This window comes from Pseudomonas sp. C11, from assembly GCF_034683865.1.
Lineage (GTDB): Bacteria > Pseudomonadota > Gammaproteobacteria > Pseudomonadales > Pseudomonadaceae > Aquipseudomonas.
This window is the reverse complement of the sequence record NZ_JAWIIP010000002.1, coordinates 274,105-290,832: the sequence shown is the minus strand read 5'-3', so window position 1 is coordinate 290,832 and position 16,728 is coordinate 274,105. Positions and strand designations below refer to the sequence as shown.

The window sequence follows — 16,728 nt, the reverse complement described above, 5'->3', positions numbered from 1 at the left end:
CTAAGGTTGCAGCAGGGTAGGATGATCGAGTGGGCAGTGAAGCATGAAAACGCGCGGACAAAGGGTCATCCATCTGCATCAGCGTGATCCGCAGGAGGCGCTGGAGCGCCTCAATCGCGTCACCGGGCTGCGCTTCAGGCAATGGCCGGAGTCGCTGCTCGCTTATGTCGAATCACAGGAAGGCAGTGGTGAGACGGTGGTCGAGCCCACTCCCGCCAAGGTGCAGCCAGGCTGAGCCGATCAGGCCAGTGCCTGGCGATTCTCGCTGCTGCTCAGCTCCACGGCCTGAACGAAGAATTCCTCGACCACCAGTGTCGCCGCCGGCACCGCCGAGCGCAGGCGCACCTGCATGTCTTCGATACGCTGCTTGAAGGGCATGCGGGCAATGCCGGACAAGAGGATCTTGCCCTGTGCATTGACCTTGCCGTGATCCACCTCGACTTCCCGCCGCCGCTCGCCGTCGCGGTAACTGACCAGCAGCGACACCGGCAAGTTGGCCTGACCGGGCAACTGCAGCCAGGTGGCGATGTTGTAGTCGGCCACGCGTCCCTCGTAGGCCGTCAGTTGAGAGCGGGCGACATCGACGATCCGTGCGGGCACGGAGCCGATCAGCTTGTCATGGACGTTAAGCGACATGGGCACAGTTCCACGCTTATGGCCGAGAAAAGAAAGCACGTTTGCCGAGAATTATAGGCAGGAGGGTGCCGTACAAACTGTGCGCTCGGCCGTTGCCGGGCGTGACCGGTCTCGCAGATTCGGCGCGTAAGGCCGTTGGTTCAGCTGAGCCGCAGTGGGTAGCGGGTCACCACGGGCGTGTCCAGGTTGCTGGCCGGTAGCGGCAGGATCGCCTGGTTGTGGACATTGGCCAACTGCAGCCACAGGTGTTCACCTTCGACGAACTGACCGCTGGGCAGCCAGAGCCCGTGGTGCCAGCCATTGCCTGGCGCGGGCGTGCTTTGCAGCACGCCAGGGTGGGTTTGAGCGCTCGGCGCGCGGCGCAACCATACCGGGCGAGGTAACCCCTTGAGGTAGCGTAGGCCCAGGTGCAGACCTTCATGGTTGAGATGCCGCCACCGCACCAGCGCCAGGGTGGGCGTGCCGCTGGTGAGCAGCAGCACCAACTGGCCGACGCACATTTGCGCGCCCTCGTTGCCGTTGCACAGCAAGCGCGCACCGCCGGCGCTGGCATCGAGCAGGGTGGCAGCGGTGCGCGGCGGCCGCTTGTCGAGCAACTGCGCATGGATCGCGGCCAGGCCAACGAGCAGATCGCACTGGCCGTCGAGTTCGGCGCGTTCATGTTTGCGCTGCTGACGACCGAGCCAGTGATGATGAACACGTGCCAGCAACTCATGTTCCGCCTGGCTTTGCAGGGGCGCCGGCTCATTCAGGGCGATCAGCAGGGCGCCCAGTTCCAGGCGGCGCAGATTTTGCGCGCTGCCCTGTGCTTGCTGATCCATGCTCAGGCAGGCCTGTGACTGGCTGAGATCGACCACCGGGTCGTCGCTTTCCTCGTCTTCTTCCCAGTCGAGCAGTCGTGCCAGACCGGCGTAAGGGGAGAGCGCGGCGAACAGCAGCAGGCATTCACCTTCGGCCAGGTGGAACGGATTGCTCAGGGCCAGCAGCAGGCTTTGCTGATAGAGCCCGCGCAGGGTGCTGGCTGGCCTGGGCTGAAAGGCGGCGGCGATGGGTTCGTCCAGGCATTGCTGATGCTCGCCGATCCAGTACAGCAGGTGGCTGTCACGCCAGACCGACGCCGGTGGCTCCTGATACAGCTGGTAATGACGCAGCATCTGCTGGGCGAGAAAGTGCTGCGCCATGTACAGGCACCAGGCCAGGTGCGGGCGTGATGGCTGACGTCCCTGGAGGATCTGCAGCAGCAGACGTTTGAAGCCGATCGCCAGTTCTCGGCACAGGCGCACGAACAGGTTGTCTGGCGTGCTGCCTGCATCGGTGAGGGCGGCATAGTGGCGAAATTCGTCACTGAAGCTTTGCAGCGCGCGTTGCCTTTCCAGTAAGGTCACCACGCTGCGGTTGAGGTTGAACAGCAGGCCCACGATTCGTTGCAGTGCGCTGCCCAGATCCTGCTGGCGCGCCTGGGCCAGTTGTTCGACCAGATCCGCCGGTACGCCGCTGCCATCTGCGCGAATCTCCGGGACTTCCAGGCGTAGGGCATCCAGCGTCATATCAACCCCGGAAGCACGAGGATCGAGGGCATGGGCTCTCTCAGCAAGATGGTGATGGGTATCTGCGCAGGTCTGTTGCTGGCCGCTTGCAGCGAGGACTTTGGGCCGGATCAGCATGGACGAAAGGTAACGGCTGACAGCCTCGATGGCCAGTGGCTGGTCATCAATTATTGGGCCGAGTGGTGTGCGCCCTGTCGCACCGAAATCCCCGAGCTCAACGCGCTGGCCAAATCCCTGGAGGGGAAGGGCGCGCGCGTCATCGGGGTCAACTTCGATGGCTTGCAGGGCGAGGATCTCAAGCATGCCACCGATACCTTCGACATCCAGTTCACCGTACTGGCGCAGGATCCCGCGCCGCGCTTCGCCTTGCCGCACAACGACGCCTTGCCGGTGACCTACATCATCGATGAGCATGGCAAGCTGCGCGAACGCCTGCTCGGCGAGCAGACCGCGGCCGGTCTGCAGGCTCATTTGCAGCGCCTGCGCGGGCAATAAGCGGAGAAACACCTGCGACGGACAGTCGCGGATATCGATAGCATGCTAAGATTTTGCCTCGTTCGTTCCTGAGCCGAGTTGCAAGAGTCGCTTCGATGTCCGCCACCCACCTCGTTCGTGGTACCGCCGCTTATCGGCGTGCCACGCTGGCGCTGTTCTGCGCCGGTTTCGCCACCTTCGCCATGCTCTACTGCGTCCAGCCGCTGCTGCCGTTGCTGGCGGCGCACTTTCGCGTGTCGGCGGCCAGCAGCAGCCTGGCGTTGTCGCTGACCACCCTGAGTCTGGCGCTGTGCCTGCTGGTTTCCGGCGCCCTGGCCGAAAGCTGGGGGCGCAAGCCGGTAATGGTGGCCGCGTTGGGGCTGGCGGCAGTGCTCGGCATCGCCTGCGCCTGGGTGGAGCAATGGAACAGTCTGCTGATTCTGCGTGCGCTGCTGGGCCTGGCGCTGAGCGGCCTGCCGGCGCTGGCCATGGCGTATGTCGGTGAGGAGTTCGCGCCGGAGTCGCTGCCTGCGGCGATGGGCCTGTATATCGGCGGCACGGCTCTTGGCGGTCTGTTGGGTCGGCTGCTGGCGGGCTTGCTCAGCGATCTCGGTGGCTGGCCCTGGGCGCTCGGTGGTATCGCCGGGCTGGGGCTGCTGGTGTTGGGGCTGTTCGTCTGGCTGTTGCCGCCTTCGCGGCATTTCACGGCACAGCCGCTGTCGCTGCGTGGGCTGTCGCGCAACTTCGCCATGCACCTGGGCAATCCACGTCTGCGCCTGCTGTTCGCCCTGGCGTTTTTGTTGATGGGCGGCTTCGTCGCGCTGTTCAACTATGTCGGCTTTCGCCTGGCCGCTGCGCCGTTCAATCTCTCGGCGACGGTCATCGGTCTGCTGTTCGTGGTTTATCTGTTGGGCATCCTCAGTGCCGGTTGGGCGGGGCGGCTGGTGCCGCGTTTCGGTGCCCGTCAGGTGCTGCTCGGCGGCATCGCACTGATGCTACTGGGCGTTGCCCTGTGCGCCACGCCCTGGCTGAGCGCCGCTGTGGCGGGGCTGGCGCTATTCACCCTGGGCTTCTTCGCGGCCCATGCAGTGGCCAGCGGGCAGGTTGGCGTGCATGCGCAGGGTGCCAAAGCGCAGGCGTCGGCGCTTTATCTGTGCGCCTATTACCTGGGCTCGAGCCTGGTGGGTTACCTGGGCGGTTACGTCTGGGAGCATGCCGGCTGGTTGGCATTGCTGGCCGTATTGGCGGCCCTGTTTCTGCTCGCGGCGGTGCTGGTGCGACGCTTGTAACGAGGGAATGCCAGCCGTTCAGTGCAGGTTCAAGGAGGGTTCAGCAGGGATTCAGTAGTCTTCGCCCAGACTCGTTGGCGAGTTGATCGCAACCGCAACGAGAGGAACGCTTCGATGAAAGTCATTCTGAACCGCATCGCGCTGACGACTTGCCTGGCACTGGGTGCTACCGCCGCCAAGGCGGATGAAAACTTCCTGGGCCTGACCTGGGGGCAGACCAGCAACAACATTCAGAAGTCCCACGCGCTGAACGCCAATCTCGATGATCCCAGCCTGGACAAGGTGATCGATGGTACCGGCACCTGGGGGGTACGTGTCGGACAGCAGCAGGCTGACGGGCGCTACTACCTCGGCTACGAGAATTTCTCCGACAGCCACGGAGGCTACAAGCTGCGCCAGCAGAACCTGTTGGCCAGCTACGACAAGTTTCTGCCATTGGGTGACAACGGCACCAAGCTGTTCGGTGGCGTCAGTGCCGGCCTGGTCAAACTGGAGCAGGAAAGCCCCGGCTTCTCCCGTGACAGTGACGTAGGTTTGGCCGCCGGCCTGCAGGCGGGTATCGTGCAGGAACTGGGCAGCAATACTTCGATCGAAGGCGGGTATCGCTACCTGCGCACCAACGCCAGTACCGAATTGGCGCCGCACGGTGAGGGCAAGGCCGGGTCGCTGGATCTGCACAGCAGTTCGCAGTTCTACCTCGGTGCCAACTACGCCTTCTGATCCGAGGCATTCGTTCACGGGCCGGGCGCATGCCCGGCCTTCGTACAACTAGAAAGAGGGGAGCGCGTCATGAAATTGCTGGTGGTCGAGGACGAGGCGCTGCTGCGTCACCATTTGTTCACTCGCCTCAGTGAGAACGGCCATGTGGTCGATGCCGTGCGTACCGCCGAGGAAGCGCTGTATCGTGCCGAGAACTTCAACCATGATCTGGCCCTGGTCGATCTTGGTCTGCCGGGCATGAGTGGCATCGACCTGATTCGTCAGTTGCGCAGCCAGGACAAGCATTTCCCGATCCTGATTCTCACCGCCCGTGGCAACTGGCAGGACAAGGTGGAAGGGTTGTCCTGCGGGGCCGATGATTACCTGGTCAAACCGTTCCAGTTCGAGGAGCTGGAGGCGCGCCTCAACGCCTTGCTGCGGCGTTCCTCGGGCTTCACCAAGTCGACCATAGAGGCCGGCAGTCTGGTGCTCGATCTCAACCGCAAGCAGGCGACCGTCGACGAGCAGTCGCTGCAATTGACCGCCTACGAATACCGCATCCTCGAATACCTCATGCTGCATCATCAGCAGGTGGTTGCCAAGGAGCGCCTGATGGAGCAGCTCTACCCTGGCGATGACGAGCGCGACCCGAACGTCATCGAAGTATTGGTCGGGCGCCTGCGCCGCAAACTCGAAGGTGCGCTGGACAGCAAGCTGATCGAAACCGTGCGTGGCCAGGGCTACCTGTTCAACGAGCGCTGCAAGTGAGGCGTGCGCGCATCATTCTGCGCACGCTGCGGGCTCGCTTCCGTTCCTTGCGTTTACGCCTGATGTTGGGCACCGCTGCCCTGGCGGTGCTGTTCATGCTGTTGCTGATGCCGGTGTTGCAGGGCGTGTTCATGATGGCCCTGGAACAGACCGTGGAGAAGCGCCTGGCCTCCGATGCGGCAGCGCTGATTTCAGCAGCGCGCATCCATGACGGCCAATTGCATATGCCGGACAAGATGCCGGACGAGGAATTCGACAACCTCGACTCGCACCTGCTCGGTTTCATCTTCGACCGCGACGGCAAGCTGATCTGGCGCTCGCGCTCTTCCCAGGACGAACTGGTGCGTTACCTGCCGCAGTATGACGGCCGCGGCCACGAATTCGTGCGGGTGCGTGACGACAACAACGGCCAGGAGTACTTCGTCTACGACATCGAGGTGGATCTGCTGCGCGGCGATGAAACGGCGCTGAGCATCGTCACCATGCAACCGACGCGTGAGTACCAGACGCTGTTCAATGGCTTCGCCTGGCAATTGCGCCTGTGGCTGGGGCTGGCGCTGATGGTGCTGCTGGGGTTGCTTTGGTTCGGTCTGACCTGGGGCTTTCGCAGCCTGCGCGGCTTGAGCGATGAACTCGATGGCGTCGAGGCGGGAACCCGCCAGCGCCTCAGTGACGACCATCCGCGCGAACTGCTGCGCCTGACCAACTCCCTCAACCGCCTGCTCGACAGCGAGCGGCGTCAGCGTGAGCGCTATCGCGACTCCCTGGAGGATCTCGCGCACAGCCTGAAGACGCCACTCAGCGTCTTGCAGGGCATTGGCGAAACCCTCACCGCGCAGCCGGAAAATCGTGAGCAGGCGCTGCTGATGCAGGCGCAGATCGAGCGCATGAGCCAGCAGGTCGGCTATCAGCTGCAGCGTGCCAGCCTGCGCCGCAGCGGCCTGGTGCGCCATCGCGAGCAGGTCTGGCCCTTGCTTGACGGCCTGTGTCGCTCGCTGGCCAAGGTGTACCGCGACAAACAGGTCGAGACGACCCTCGATGTACCCGAGCACAGCCAGATCACCATGGAGCGTGGGGCGTTGATGGAACTGCTCGGCAACCTGCTGGAGAACGCCTATCGCCTGTGCCTGCGCCAGGTGCGGGTGCGCTTGGCGCCGCTGCCGGGCGGCTGTCTGCTGACCATCGAGGACGATGGCCCCGGCGTGCCAACTGACCAGCGTGCACGCGTGCTGCAGCGTGGCGAGCGCCTGGACGTGCAGAACCCGGGGCAGGGGATCGGCCTGGCCGTGGTCGAGGACATCGTCGAGAGCTACGACGGCGAGCTGAGCCTGGAAGATTCCGAACTCGGCGGGGCCTGCTTCCGTGTGCGCCTGTACGACTGAGGCGGGCTGCTTGCCAATGAGTCGCCGCTGAAGCGCCTCCCACGGTGTCGGTTCGATGTGGGAGGGGCTTCAGCCGCGACCGCTCCGATTGCCCGCCCTTTGGCGCATGGCGCAAGACATCCGAAGCAAAACCCGGATAATGGCGGCCATTTCGTTTCGCTTGCCGGTGCCGCTCCATGGAAATCAAGGTCAACTTTCTCGACAATCTTCGCCTCGAAGCCAAGTTCGATGACTTCACGGTGATCGCCGATCAGCCGATCCGCTACAAGGGCGACGGTTCGGCGCCGGGGCCGTTCGACTACTTCCTGGCCTCCTCGGCGCTGTGCGCGGCTTACTTCGTCAAGCTGTACTGCCAGACCCGCGACATCCCTACCGAGAACATTCGCCTGTCGCAGAACAACATCGTCGACCCGGAGAACCGCTACGCGCAGATCTTCAAGATTCAGGTCGAGCTGCCGGCGGACATTTCCGAGAAGGATCGCCTGGGCATCCTGCGCTCCATCGACCGCTGCACCGTGAAGAAGGTGGTGCAGCAGGGCCCCGAGTTCATCATCGAGGAGGTGGAAAACCTCGACGCCGACGCCCAGGCGCTGCTGATGCCGGTGTCCGATACCACCACCTACATCCCGGGCAAGGATCTGCCGCTGGAGCAGACCATCGCCAATATGTCGGGCATCCTCGCGGATCTGGGCATGAAGATCGAGATCGCCTCCTGGCGCAACATCGTGCCCAACGTCTGGTCGCTGCACATTCGCGATGCGCAGTCGAACCTGTGCTTCACCAACGGCAAGGGATCGACCAAGGAAAGCGCCCTGGCCTCGGCGCTCGGCGAGTTCATCGAACGGCTGAACTGCAACTTCTTCTACAACGACCAGTTCTGGGGCGAAGACATCGCCAGCGCCGAGTTCGTCCATTACCCCAACGAGCGCTGGTTCAAGCCAGGGCCGAAGGATGCACTGCCCGAAGAGATTCTCGACGAGCATTGCCTGGCCATCTACAACCCGGATGGCGAACTGCGCGGCTCGCACCTGTACGACACCAACTCGGGCAACACTGTGCGCGGCATCTGCTCGCTGCCCTTCGTACGCCAGAGCGATGGCGAGACGGTGTATTTCCCCTCCAACCTGATCGAGAACCTGTATCTCTCCAACGGCATGAGCGCTGGCAACACCCTGGCCGAGGCCCAGGTGCAGTGCCTGTCGGAGATTTTCGAGCGGGCGGTAAAACGTGAAATTCTCGAAGGCGAGCTGTGCCTGCCGGACGTGCCGCAAGACGTGCTGGCCAAGTACCCCGGCATCGTCGCTGGCATCCAGGGCCTGGAGGAGCAAGGCTTCCCGGTGCTGGTCAAGGATGCCTCGCTCGGCGGTGAATTCCCGGTGATGTGCGTGACCCTGATGAACCCGCGCACCGGCGGCGTGTTCGCCTCCTTCGGCGCCCATCCGAGCCTGGAAGTGGCGCTGGAGCGCAGCCTCACCGAGCTGCTGCAGGGCCGCAGCTTCGAGGGCCTCAATGACCTGCCGCAGCCGACCTTCGACAGCCTGGCGCTGACCGAGCCGAACAACTTCGTCGAGCATTTCATCGACTCCAGCGGCGTGGTGTCGTGGCGCTTCTTCGGCACCACGCCGGACTTCGAATTCGTCGAGTGGGATTTCTCCGGTGAAGGCAGCGATTCCAACGAGCAGGAAGCCGCGACCCTGTTCGGTATCCTCGAAGACATGGGCAAGGAAGTCTACGTGGCCACCTACGATGACCTCGGCGCCAACGCCTGCCGCATCCTGGTGCCGGGCTACTCGGAGATCTACCCGGTCGAGGATCTGATCTGGGACAACACCAACAAGGCGCTGCTGTTTCGCAAGGACATCCTCAACCTGCATGCCCTCAGCGACCGCGAGCTGAAGTCGCTGCTGCGCAACCTCAACAACACCGAGGTCGACGACTACACCGACATCACCACGCTGATCGGCGTCGAGTTCGACGACAACACGGTGTGGGGCCAGTTGACCATTCTTGAGCTTAAGCTGCTGATCAACCTGGCGCTGAAGAAATACGACGACGCCAAGGAACTGGTCGAAGCCTTCCTGCAGTACAACGACAACACCGTCGAGCGTGGCCTGTTCTACCAGGCGGTCAACGCAGTGCTGGAGATCCAGCTGGACGACGAGCTGGAGCTGGCCAACTACGAGCACAACCTGCGGCGCATGTTTGGCAACGAGCGCATGGACGCGGTGATTGGCTCGGTAGATGGCAGCGTGCGCTTCCATGGCCTGACCCCGACCAGCCTGGCGCTGGAAGGTCTGGACAAGCACCAGCGCCTGATCGACAGCTACAAGAAACTGCACGCCGCCCGTGCGCGCGCTGCTGGTTTGAGCTGATCGCTACTGGGCGGCCCGATAGGCGCCGGGCGTCAGCCCCGTCCACTTCTTGAAGGCGCGGTGGAACGCCGATGGTTCGGAAAACCCGAGCTGCTCGGCGATGACCTGGATGCTCAGCTCGTCGCGGCCCAGGTGGTAGATGGCCAGGTCGCGGCGCAGGTGATCCTTGAGTTCCTGAAAGCTGCTGCCTTCCTCGCGCAGATGCCGGCGCAAGGTCTGCGGGCTGGTGTGCAGCCTGTGCGCGACCTGCTCCAGGTCGGGCCAGGTGCGGCAATCGCGGCCGAGCAGACGGCGAATCTGGCTGATCAGGCTGTCACCGCCATCCGGGCGGGCCAGCAGGTCGGCAGGGGAGTACAGGAGAAACTGCTTGAGTGTGCGCTCGTCCTGCAGTAGCGGCATATCCAGGTAGCGGGCATGGAACAGCAGACTGTTGCGCCCGGCACTGAAGCGCCTGGCGCAGGGGAATAGCAGGTCGTACTCGGCCGCATGTTCAGGCTCGGCGTAGGCGAAAGTGGCTTCCTCCAGGCGGATGCGCTGGCCGATCAGCCAACTGCCGAGGCGATGCCAGATCACCAGCAGGCTTTCCAGCAGGAAGTGATCCGGATCCCATAGTGCGCTGTCGTCCACGCTCAAGCGGGCCCAATCCCCTTCGATCTGCAGCGCGATGCGCGGCGCATCGGGGAACAGCCCATAGAACAGGGCGCCGCGCCCCAAGGCCTTTTCCAGCGTGCGGCAGTGAATGATGGCGTGGCCCATCATGGCGAAGGTGCCGCGCTTGCTCGGCTGTTTGCCGAAGCCCAGGTATTCGTCGTCCAGTGTTTCCCAGAGCCGTTGTATCAGCCGTGCGAACTGCTCGGGGGCGATGCGCGCGCGGCCTTCACTCAGGATGGCCGGTTGAATGCCGGCCTCGCGCAGGATGCCGTCGCAGGGCAGGCCATGACGCTGAGCGCCGCGCAGGGCGGCCCGGACGAAGTGGCTGGCAATGGTGCGTTCGCGCATGGCGTGCTCGTTGTTGTTTGTCGCCGATGGTAGCCATCGGTGGTGGCGGCGAACAAGTCGGTTCGTCGTGGGGTTTGCAGTGGGATATCCGCCAGGCGTGAAGAGAGGGCGTGCGGAAAACCGCCAGCCGCTGACGTGCGCCGTGGGCGATAAGCTTCTGCAAGCCTTTGAAAATAAGGGGATTTAATATTTTGTAATCTATGGCATGGCGTTTGCGATAAGGCGCTCAAGGGTGCGCAGGGCGCACCTCGACAATAAAACCCTCCGGATGGAGGGCCATCGCTTATGCAAGGCTTCATGGTGCGCTGCGGATGCTGCCATGAGTCATTGAGGTACTGCCATGACGACTGCCGTCGCCCGCCAACCCTTCTACAAGATGCTCTACGTGCAGGTGCTGTTCGCCATTGCCGTGGGCATTCTGCTCGGTCACTTCTCTCCGGAAACCGGTGTTGCGCTGAAGCCGCTCGGCGACGGTTTCGTCAAGCTGATCAAGATGGTCATCGCGCCCATCATCTTCTGCACCGTGGTCAGCGGCATCGCCGGCATGCAGGACATGAAGGCGGTCGGTCGTACGGGCGGCTACGCGCTCATGTACTTCGAGGTGGTCTCCACCATCGCCCTGATCGTCGGCCTGGTGGTGGTCAACGTCCTTCAGCCGGGGGCCGGCATGCACGTTGACCCGAACACCCTGGATGCCAGCAAGATCGCCGCCTTCGCGTCGGCAGGCGAGCAGCAGAGCACCATCGGCTTCCTGCTCAACGTGATCCCCAACACCGTGGTCGGTGCCTTCGCCAATGGCGACATCCTCCAGGTGCTGTTCTTCTCCGTGCTGTTCGCCTTCGCCCTGCAGCGTATGGGCGACTACGGTAAACCGGTGCTGGAGTTCATCGACCGCATTGCCCACGTCATGTTCGGCGTGATCAACATGATCATGAAGGTCGCGCCGCTCGGTGCCTTCGGCGCCATGGCCTTCACCATCGGCCAGTACGGTGTTGGCTCGCTGGTACAGCTGGGGCAACTGATGATGTGCTTCTACATCACCTGCGTGTTCTTCGTTCTGGTGGTGCTGGGCGGCATCGCCCGCGCCCATGGTTTCAGCATCCTGCGCTTCATTCGCTACATCCGTGAGGAGCTGATGATCGTGCTCGGCACCTCGTCCTCCGAATCGGCACTGCCGCGCATGCTGAGCAAGATGGAAAAGCTCGGTGCCAACAAGTCGGTGGTCGGCCTGGTGATTCCCACCGGCTACTCCTTCAACCTCGACGGTACCTCGATCTACCTGACCATGGCGGCGGTGTTCATCGCCCAGGCGACCGATACGCCGATGGACATCACCCATCAGATCACCTTGTTGCTGGTATTGCTGGTGGCGTCCAAGGGCGCGGCGGGCGTGACCGGCAGCGGTTTCATCGTGCTGGCTGCCACGCTGTCGGCAGTCGGTCACCTGCCGGTGGCTGGCCTGGCGCTGATTCTCGGCATCGACCGCTTCATGTCCGAGGCGCGTGCGTTGACCAACCTGATCGGCAATGGCGTGGCCACCATCGTGGTTGCCAAGTGGTGCAAGGAGCTCGATGAGGACACGCTGCAGCGTGAGCTGGCGGATGGTGGACGTAACGTACCTGTAGCTGAAAGTCCGGCTGTCGTTTCGCGCGAAACCGCTTAAGTTTTCGCTCCTGCCACGCACTGGAGTGTTTCCAGCCCGCCCATTTCGGCGGGCTTTTTATTGGGGCTAAGATTGGGCTGGCAAGTTTGTGTGATCTTGATGGCTTGCGTTGGTGTTCTGAACGCCGCTTTGGGTGTTTCGGATATTCCGGGTTTCGCCCCCTCGGGCGACTCACTTTTCTTTGAAGTGCGCAAAGAAAAGTAAGCAAAAGAAAGCGCACCCCATCATCCGGCCCCGGCTGCGCCGGGGTTCGTTCGCTCCATCGTTGCTCCGAGGGTACGCTGCGAAGGGCCATCCCTGGCCCATCGCAGCTCTCGCGGCATCCATGCCGCTCAACCCTCTACACAACGATTCCTCTCTCCCTCCTGAAGGGGCCATTCGCGCGCCTGAAACTATTGGTTTAACTACGTAGTCATGTCGGTTGCTCTTGCTCCTGCTAGACCACTCCGAACAGCCTCTGGGTTACCGCTGGTTCAGGCGCGTGCAGAGCCCGCCCAGGAGGGCGAACGGAGTCGTCGTGGAAGAGGTCGAGCGACAGGATGTCGCGAGAGCCACGGAGGGCCATGGATGGCCCATCGTGGCGGGCCTCTGGAGCGGCGATGGAGTGAACGAACCCTGGCGCAGCCAGGGCCGGATGAACGGGCGGAGGGTTTTGGTTACTTTTGCCCGCAAAAGTGACTCGCCTGGGAAGGCGAAACCAAAAACATCATCGAAACACCGATAAGCAGCTTGAGCACTGAAGCCAACAACTTGCCAGTCCGGCATTAAGCAATCAGTCCACCAAAAGATGCGAAAGCCTCTTCAATTACTATTCCATCCCGACCATAAGCCGCGGGCTTGGCGAGCTTTGAGGTCATGCCGTTTGAGCGCAAGTGTCATTGAGTGGCGACGTGCCGCTGCCTAAGCTGCGTCAATGCAGGCTGGCGTGCAGCGTCACACTGGCCGTCCGCAATTCATCGGAGGCATCATGTCCGGGCCGTTGTCATCGCTGAAAATCCTCGACTTTTCCACCCTGCTACCAGGGCCCTTCGCCTCCTTGCTGCTGGCCGACATGGGCGCCGAGGTGTTGCGCGTCGAGTCGCCCACGCGGATGGATCTGGTGCGCGTACTGCCGCCGCATGATGGTGGCACGTCCACCAGCCACGCCTACCTCAATCGCAACAAACGCAGCATTGCCCTCGATCTCAAACGTCCTGAGGCCGTGGAGGTGGTGCGCCAGTTGGTGGCGGACTACGACATCGTGCTCGAACAGTTTCGCCCCGGCGTGATGGACAAGCTGGGCGTCGGCTATGAGGCGCTCAAGGCGATCAATCCACGGCTGATCTACGTCTCCATCACCGGTTATGGGCAGACCGGCCCCTATCGCGACCGTGCCGGGCATGACATCAACTACCTGGCGTTGTCCGGCATCGCCAGTTACACCGGGCGTCGCGACAGTGGCCCGCTGCCGCTGGGCGTGCAACTAGCGGATCTCGCTGGCGGCTCGCTGCATGGCGTGATCGGCTTGCTGGCTGCCGTGGTGCAGCGTCAGGTGACCGGCAAGGGGCAGCAGGTGGACGTAAGCATGACCGATTGCGCCTTCAGCCTGCATGGCATGGCGGGGGCTGGGTATCTGGGCGCCGGTGTGGAGCCGGCCATGGAAAACCAGGCGCTCAATGGCGGCAGCTTCTATGACTATTACCGCACCCGCGATGGCCGCTGGTTCTCCGTGGGCAGCCTGGAGCCGCAGTTCATGCAGGCGTTCTGTCAGGCCATCGGCCGACCGGAGTTGGCGGCGCGTGGCTTGTCGCAGAAGCCCGAGGATCAGCGTGCACTCAAGCGTGAGATCGAAATCGAGTTCGAGAAGCGTGACTTCGCCGACTGGTGCGAGCGCTTCGCTGGGCTCGATGCCTGCGTGGAGCCGTTGCTGCCGCTGTCCGAAGCCCTGCAGCACCCGCAGATTCAGGCGCGTGGCCTGGTTACCGAGGTGCCGCGTGAGAATCTGTCGGCGCAGCCTCAGTTGGCCTGCCCATTGAAGTTCTCCGATGGTCTGCCGCCGCCCCGCCATGTCGGCGCCGCCGTGGGTGCACATACCGAGCAGGTGCTGGCGGAGCTGGGGTTTGATGATGCGCGCATCGAGGCGCTGCGCAAGGCACGGGTGTTTGGCTGATTCAGGGGCGGGCGTAACAGCCCGCACCGAATTGGGCGTTTCGGAAACGACGATGTCCTGATGCGGTGCGCGTCTGCGTCCAACGAAGAGATGGATCTCCGCTGTATAGGCTGAGATAGAGGCATTTGATGATTTCTGGTCTGAGTCTTGCTGTGATGACTCGTTTGTCCTTTTCTTGTTGATCAATCCTTTTCTTGACTGTCAATATCCTTCGCCTGTGCATTCTGCGCTTCTGTAATTAGTTGTCGCATTGAAGAAATATCGCCTCATTGCCTGCCGCTAGAATGCCGCACACCCAGCCAAGGCCCCTTGTCGTCCACCCTGCACGACAGCGCAGCACTGCCTTCAATACCCATAAAAGGCCCGGGCCCCTCACTGCCATCGATGCCCTACCCAATTCGAAGGAGCAAGTCATGAAGAAGTTCGCACTGTTCGGCGCCCTGGCGCTGTCTCTGTTGTCGCCCCTGGCCATGGCCGATAAGCCGCTGCGTATCGGCATCGAGGCAGCCTATCCGCCCTTTGCCTTCAAGACCCCCGATGGCCAGATCGCCGGTTTCGACTACGACATCGGCAATGCCCTGTGTGAAGAAATGAAGGTCAAATGCCAGTGGATCGAGCAGGAGTTCGACGGCTTGATCCCGGCGCTCAAAGTGCGCAAGTTCGACGCCGTGCTCTCGTCCATGTCGATCACCGAAGATCGCAAGAAGTCCGTGGACTTCACCGGCAAGTACTACGCTACCCCGGCCAAGCTGGCGATGAAGGCCGGCAGCGAGCTGAAGGATCCGCTAGTCGATCTGAAGGGCAAGAAAATCGGCGTGCAGCGCTCCTCCGTGTATGACCGCTACGCCACCGAGGTTTTCGCCCCGGCCGGTGCCGAAGTGGTGCGCTACGGCTCGCAGAACGAAGTGTTCCTCGACCTGCAGGCCGGTCGCCTCGACGCCACCCTGGCTGACTCGGTGAACATCGATGACGGCTTCCTCAAAACCGACGCCGGCAAGGGTTTTGCCTTCGCTGGCCCGGACTTCACCGACGTGAAATATTTCGGCGAAGGGCAGGGCATCGCCGTGCGCAAGGGCGACCAGGCGCTGCTCGACAAGATCAACGCGGCCATCGCGGCGATCCGTGCCAACGGTACCTACAAGCAGGTGCAGGACAAGTACTTCGACTTCGACGTCTACGGCGAATAAGTCCAACCTGCTGACTGACTCAGTGGCACGCGCTCCTTTGAGCCGTGCCACTTTTTCATGGCTACCTTTGCCGGGTGGCCTTGGGGTGAGCCTGTAGGCCACCGCCTTCTTCTCCACCGTGTCCCTGGCGCCGATTAGGTGCCGATGAGGTACCCGCGCATGCTTCAAGGCTACGGCTCGACCATTCTCGATGGTGCCTGGCTCACTCTGCTTCTGGCACTGACGTCGATGGCGCTGGCGATCGTTCTCGGCCTGATCGGTGCGGCCTGCCGCCTGTCGCCGATGCGCTGGCTGGCCGTGCTGGGGGAAACCTACGCCACGGTGATTCGCGGCATTCCCGATTTGGTGCTGATCCTGTTGATCTTCTACGGCGGGCAGAGCCTGGTGAACACGCTTGCGCCGATGGTCGGCTATGACGACTACATCGACATCAACCCCTTCGTGGCGGGCGTGTTCACCATGGGTTTCATCTTTGGTGCCTACCTGTCGGAAACCTTCCGTGGCGCCTTCATGGCCATTCCCAAGGGGCAGGGCGAGGCCGGCGCGGCCTATGGCATGAGCGGTTCGCAGGTGTTCTTCCGCATCCTCGTGCCGCAGATGATCCGTTTCGCCATTCCCGGTTTCACCAATAACTGGCTGGTGCTGACCAAGGCCACCGCGCTGATTTCCGTGGTCGGCCTGCAGGACATGATGTTCAAGGCCAAGAACGCCGCTGATGCCACGCGCGAGCCGTTCACCTTCTATCTGGCAGTGGCGGGGCTCTATCTGCTGCTGACCAGCGTGTCGCTGCTGGCCTTGCGCCTGCTGGAAAAACGCTACTCGGTGGGCAGCAAGGTGGCTGAACTATGATCTTCGACTATCAGATGATCTGGGAGAACCTGCCGCTGTACTTCAGCGGTGTGCTGGTGACGCTCAAGCTGTTGGCCATTTCCCTGAGCGTCGGGCTGGCGCTGGCTTTGCCGCTGGCGCTGATGCGGGTGTCGAAGTCGCCCTGGATCAACTTCCCGGCCTGGCTCTACACCTACGTGATTCGCGGCACGCCGATGCTGGTGCAGTTGTTCCTGATCTACTACGGTCTGGCGCAGTTCGAGTTCATCCGCGACAGCTTCCTCTGGCCGTACTTTTCCAGCGCCACCTTCTGCGCCTGTCTGGCCTTTGCCATCAACACCAGCGCCTACACCGCTGAAATCCTGGCGGGCAGCCTCAAGGCCACGCCGCCGGGCGAGATCGAGGCGGCCAAGGCCATGGGCATGTCACGCAGCAAGCTGTATCGCCGCATTCTTCTGCCGTCTGCGTTGCGCCGCGCGCTGCCGCAGTACAGCAACGAAGTGATCATGATGCTGCATACCACCTCGCTGGCCTCCATCGTCACCCTGGTGGACATAACCGGCGCGGCGCGCACGGTCTATTCGCAGTACTACATGCCGTTCGAGGCCTTCATTACCGCTGGCCTGTTCTATCTGGCGCTGACTTTCATCCTGGTGCGCCTGTTCAAACGGGCCGAGCGCCGCTGGCTGGCCTACATGGCTCCGCGCAAGGCCTGACGCCATGCCGATTCAAGAG

At 62.6% G+C, this 16,728-nt stretch carries 15 protein-coding genes; 12 read left to right on the top strand and 3 right to left on the bottom strand.

The genetic code is table 11. From position 1 onward, the window contains the following. The first annotated feature begins 43 nt into the window (after positions 1-43). Positions 44-235, top strand: a complete 192-nt coding sequence (locus VC352_RS04395; protein ID WP_322978367.1) for a hypothetical protein — start codon at positions 44-46, stop codon at positions 233-235. A gap of 5 nt (positions 236-240) precedes the next feature. Here VC352_RS04395 and VC352_RS04390 read toward each other — a convergent pair whose 3' ends face one another. Next, entirely contained in the window at positions 241-636 is a 396-nt protein-coding gene (locus tag VC352_RS04390; protein ID WP_322978366.1) for a hypothetical protein, read from the bottom strand. 140 nt (positions 637-776) lie between these two features. Then, positions 777-2,183 carry a PilZ domain-containing protein gene (locus VC352_RS04385; RefSeq protein ID WP_322978365.1) on the bottom strand — a complete coding sequence of 469 codons (1,407 nt, stop codon included), beginning with the start codon at positions 2,181-2,183 and terminating at the stop codon, positions 777-779. A gap of 30 nt (positions 2,184-2,213) precedes the next feature. Here VC352_RS04385 and VC352_RS04380 point away from each other — a divergent pair, with 30 nt between their 5' ends. The 6 genes from VC352_RS04380 (at position 2,214) to VC352_RS04355 (ending at position 9,167) form a co-directional block, all read left to right on the top strand. Beyond that, entirely contained in the window at positions 2,214-2,678 is a 465-nt protein-coding gene (locus VC352_RS04380; protein ID WP_322978364.1) for a TlpA disulfide reductase family protein, read from the top strand. Between the two features lie 95 nt (positions 2,679-2,773). Beyond that, complete coding sequence (locus VC352_RS04375) at positions 2,774-3,946, top strand: MFS transporter (RefSeq protein ID WP_322978363.1); 1,173 nt, start codon at positions 2,774-2,776, stop codon at positions 3,944-3,946. A gap of 114 nt (positions 3,947-4,060) precedes the next feature. After that, a complete protein-coding gene (locus tag VC352_RS04370; RefSeq protein WP_322978362.1) occupies positions 4,061-4,666 on the top strand; it encodes a hypothetical protein in 606 nt (201 codons plus the stop codon). A gap of 69 nt (positions 4,667-4,735) precedes the next feature. After that, the gene (locus tag VC352_RS04365; protein ID WP_322978361.1) at positions 4,736-5,413 is read left to right on the top strand and encodes a response regulator transcription factor; all 678 of its coding nucleotides are present in this window, start codon (positions 4,736-4,738) and stop codon (positions 5,411-5,413) included. Next, positions 5,410-6,795, top strand: coding sequence for an ATP-binding protein (locus VC352_RS04360; RefSeq protein ID WP_322978360.1), 1,386 nt, complete (start codon positions 5,410-5,412; stop codon positions 6,793-6,795). The genes VC352_RS04365 and VC352_RS04360 overlap by 4 nt, the downstream gene beginning before the upstream one ends. Positions 6,796-6,971: 176 nt before the next feature. After that, positions 6,972-9,167, top strand: coding sequence for an OsmC domain/YcaO domain-containing protein (locus VC352_RS04355; protein WP_322978359.1), 2,196 nt, complete (start codon positions 6,972-6,974; stop codon positions 9,165-9,167). Positions 9,168-9,170: 3 nt separating this feature from the next. Here VC352_RS04355 and VC352_RS04350 read toward each other — a convergent pair whose 3' ends face one another. Further along, complete coding sequence (locus tag VC352_RS04350) at positions 9,171-10,166, bottom strand: AraC family transcriptional regulator (protein ID WP_322978358.1); 996 nt, start codon at positions 10,164-10,166, stop codon at positions 9,171-9,173. Positions 10,167-10,506: 340 nt separating this feature from the next. On the opposite strand from VC352_RS04350, the gene VC352_RS04345 reads away from it, so the two are divergent. The 5 genes from VC352_RS04345 (at position 10,507) to VC352_RS04325 (ending at position 16,709) form a co-directional block, all read left to right on the top strand. Next, complete coding sequence (locus tag VC352_RS04345; protein ID WP_322978357.1) at positions 10,507-11,829, top strand: dicarboxylate/amino acid:cation symporter; 1,323 nt, start codon at positions 10,507-10,509, stop codon at positions 11,827-11,829. Positions 11,830-12,796: 967 nt separating this feature from the next. Then, positions 12,797-13,978 carry a CaiB/BaiF CoA-transferase family protein gene (locus tag VC352_RS04340; RefSeq protein WP_322978356.1) on the top strand — a complete coding sequence of 394 codons (1,182 nt, stop codon included), beginning with the start codon at positions 12,797-12,799 and terminating at the stop codon, positions 13,976-13,978. A 413-nt stretch (positions 13,979-14,391) separates the two neighbouring features. After that, the gene (locus VC352_RS04335; RefSeq protein WP_322978355.1) at positions 14,392-15,165 is read left to right on the top strand and encodes an ABC transporter substrate-binding protein; all 774 of its coding nucleotides are present in this window, start codon (positions 14,392-14,394) and stop codon (positions 15,163-15,165) included. A 159-nt stretch (positions 15,166-15,324) separates the two neighbouring features. After that, on the top strand, positions 15,325-16,014 hold the full coding sequence (locus tag VC352_RS04330) for an ABC transporter permease (protein WP_322978354.1): 690 nt from the start codon (positions 15,325-15,327) through the stop codon (positions 16,012-16,014). Further along, a complete protein-coding gene (locus tag VC352_RS04325) occupies positions 16,011-16,709 on the top strand; it encodes an ABC transporter permease (protein WP_322978353.1) in 699 nt (232 codons plus the stop codon). The genes VC352_RS04330 and VC352_RS04325 overlap by 4 nt, the downstream gene beginning before the upstream one ends. Positions 16,710-16,728 lie beyond the last annotated feature (19 nt).

Coding starts and splice junctions, on each gene's coding strand:
- VC352_RS04335 (WP_322978355.1), top strand. CDS start 14,392: ATGAAGAAGTTCGCACTGTTCGGCGCCCTGGCGCTGTCTCTGTTGTCG.
- VC352_RS04380 (WP_322978364.1), top strand. CDS start 2,214: ATGGGCTCTCTCAGCAAGATGGTGATGGGTATCTGCGCAGGTCTGTTG.
- VC352_RS04370 (WP_322978362.1), top strand. CDS start 4,061: ATGAAAGTCATTCTGAACCGCATCGCGCTGACGACTTGCCTGGCACTG.
- VC352_RS04325 (WP_322978353.1), top strand. CDS start 16,011: ATGATCTTCGACTATCAGATGATCTGGGAGAACCTGCCGCTGTACTTC.
- VC352_RS04355 (WP_322978359.1), top strand. CDS start 6,972: ATGGAAATCAAGGTCAACTTTCTCGACAATCTTCGCCTCGAAGCCAAG.
- VC352_RS04375 (WP_322978363.1), top strand. CDS start 2,774: ATGTCCGCCACCCACCTCGTTCGTGGTACCGCCGCTTATCGGCGTGCC.
- VC352_RS04330 (WP_322978354.1), top strand. CDS start 15,325: ATGCTTCAAGGCTACGGCTCGACCATTCTCGATGGTGCCTGGCTCACT.
- VC352_RS04345 (WP_322978357.1), top strand. CDS start 10,507: ATGACGACTGCCGTCGCCCGCCAACCCTTCTACAAGATGCTCTACGTG.
- VC352_RS04390 (WP_322978366.1), bottom strand. CDS start 636: ATGTCGCTTAACGTCCATGACAAGCTGATCGGCTCCGTGCCCGCACGG.
- VC352_RS04395 (WP_322978367.1), top strand. CDS start 44: ATGAAAACGCGCGGACAAAGGGTCATCCATCTGCATCAGCGTGATCCG.
- VC352_RS04340 (WP_322978356.1), top strand. CDS start 12,797: ATGTCCGGGCCGTTGTCATCGCTGAAAATCCTCGACTTTTCCACCCTG.
- VC352_RS04365 (WP_322978361.1), top strand. CDS start 4,736: ATGAAATTGCTGGTGGTCGAGGACGAGGCGCTGCTGCGTCACCATTTG.
- VC352_RS04385 (WP_322978365.1), bottom strand. CDS start 2,183: ATGACGCTGGATGCCCTACGCCTGGAAGTCCCGGAGATTCGCGCAGAT.
- VC352_RS04350 (WP_322978358.1), bottom strand. CDS start 10,166: ATGCGCGAACGCACCATTGCCAGCCACTTCGTCCGGGCCGCCCTGCGC.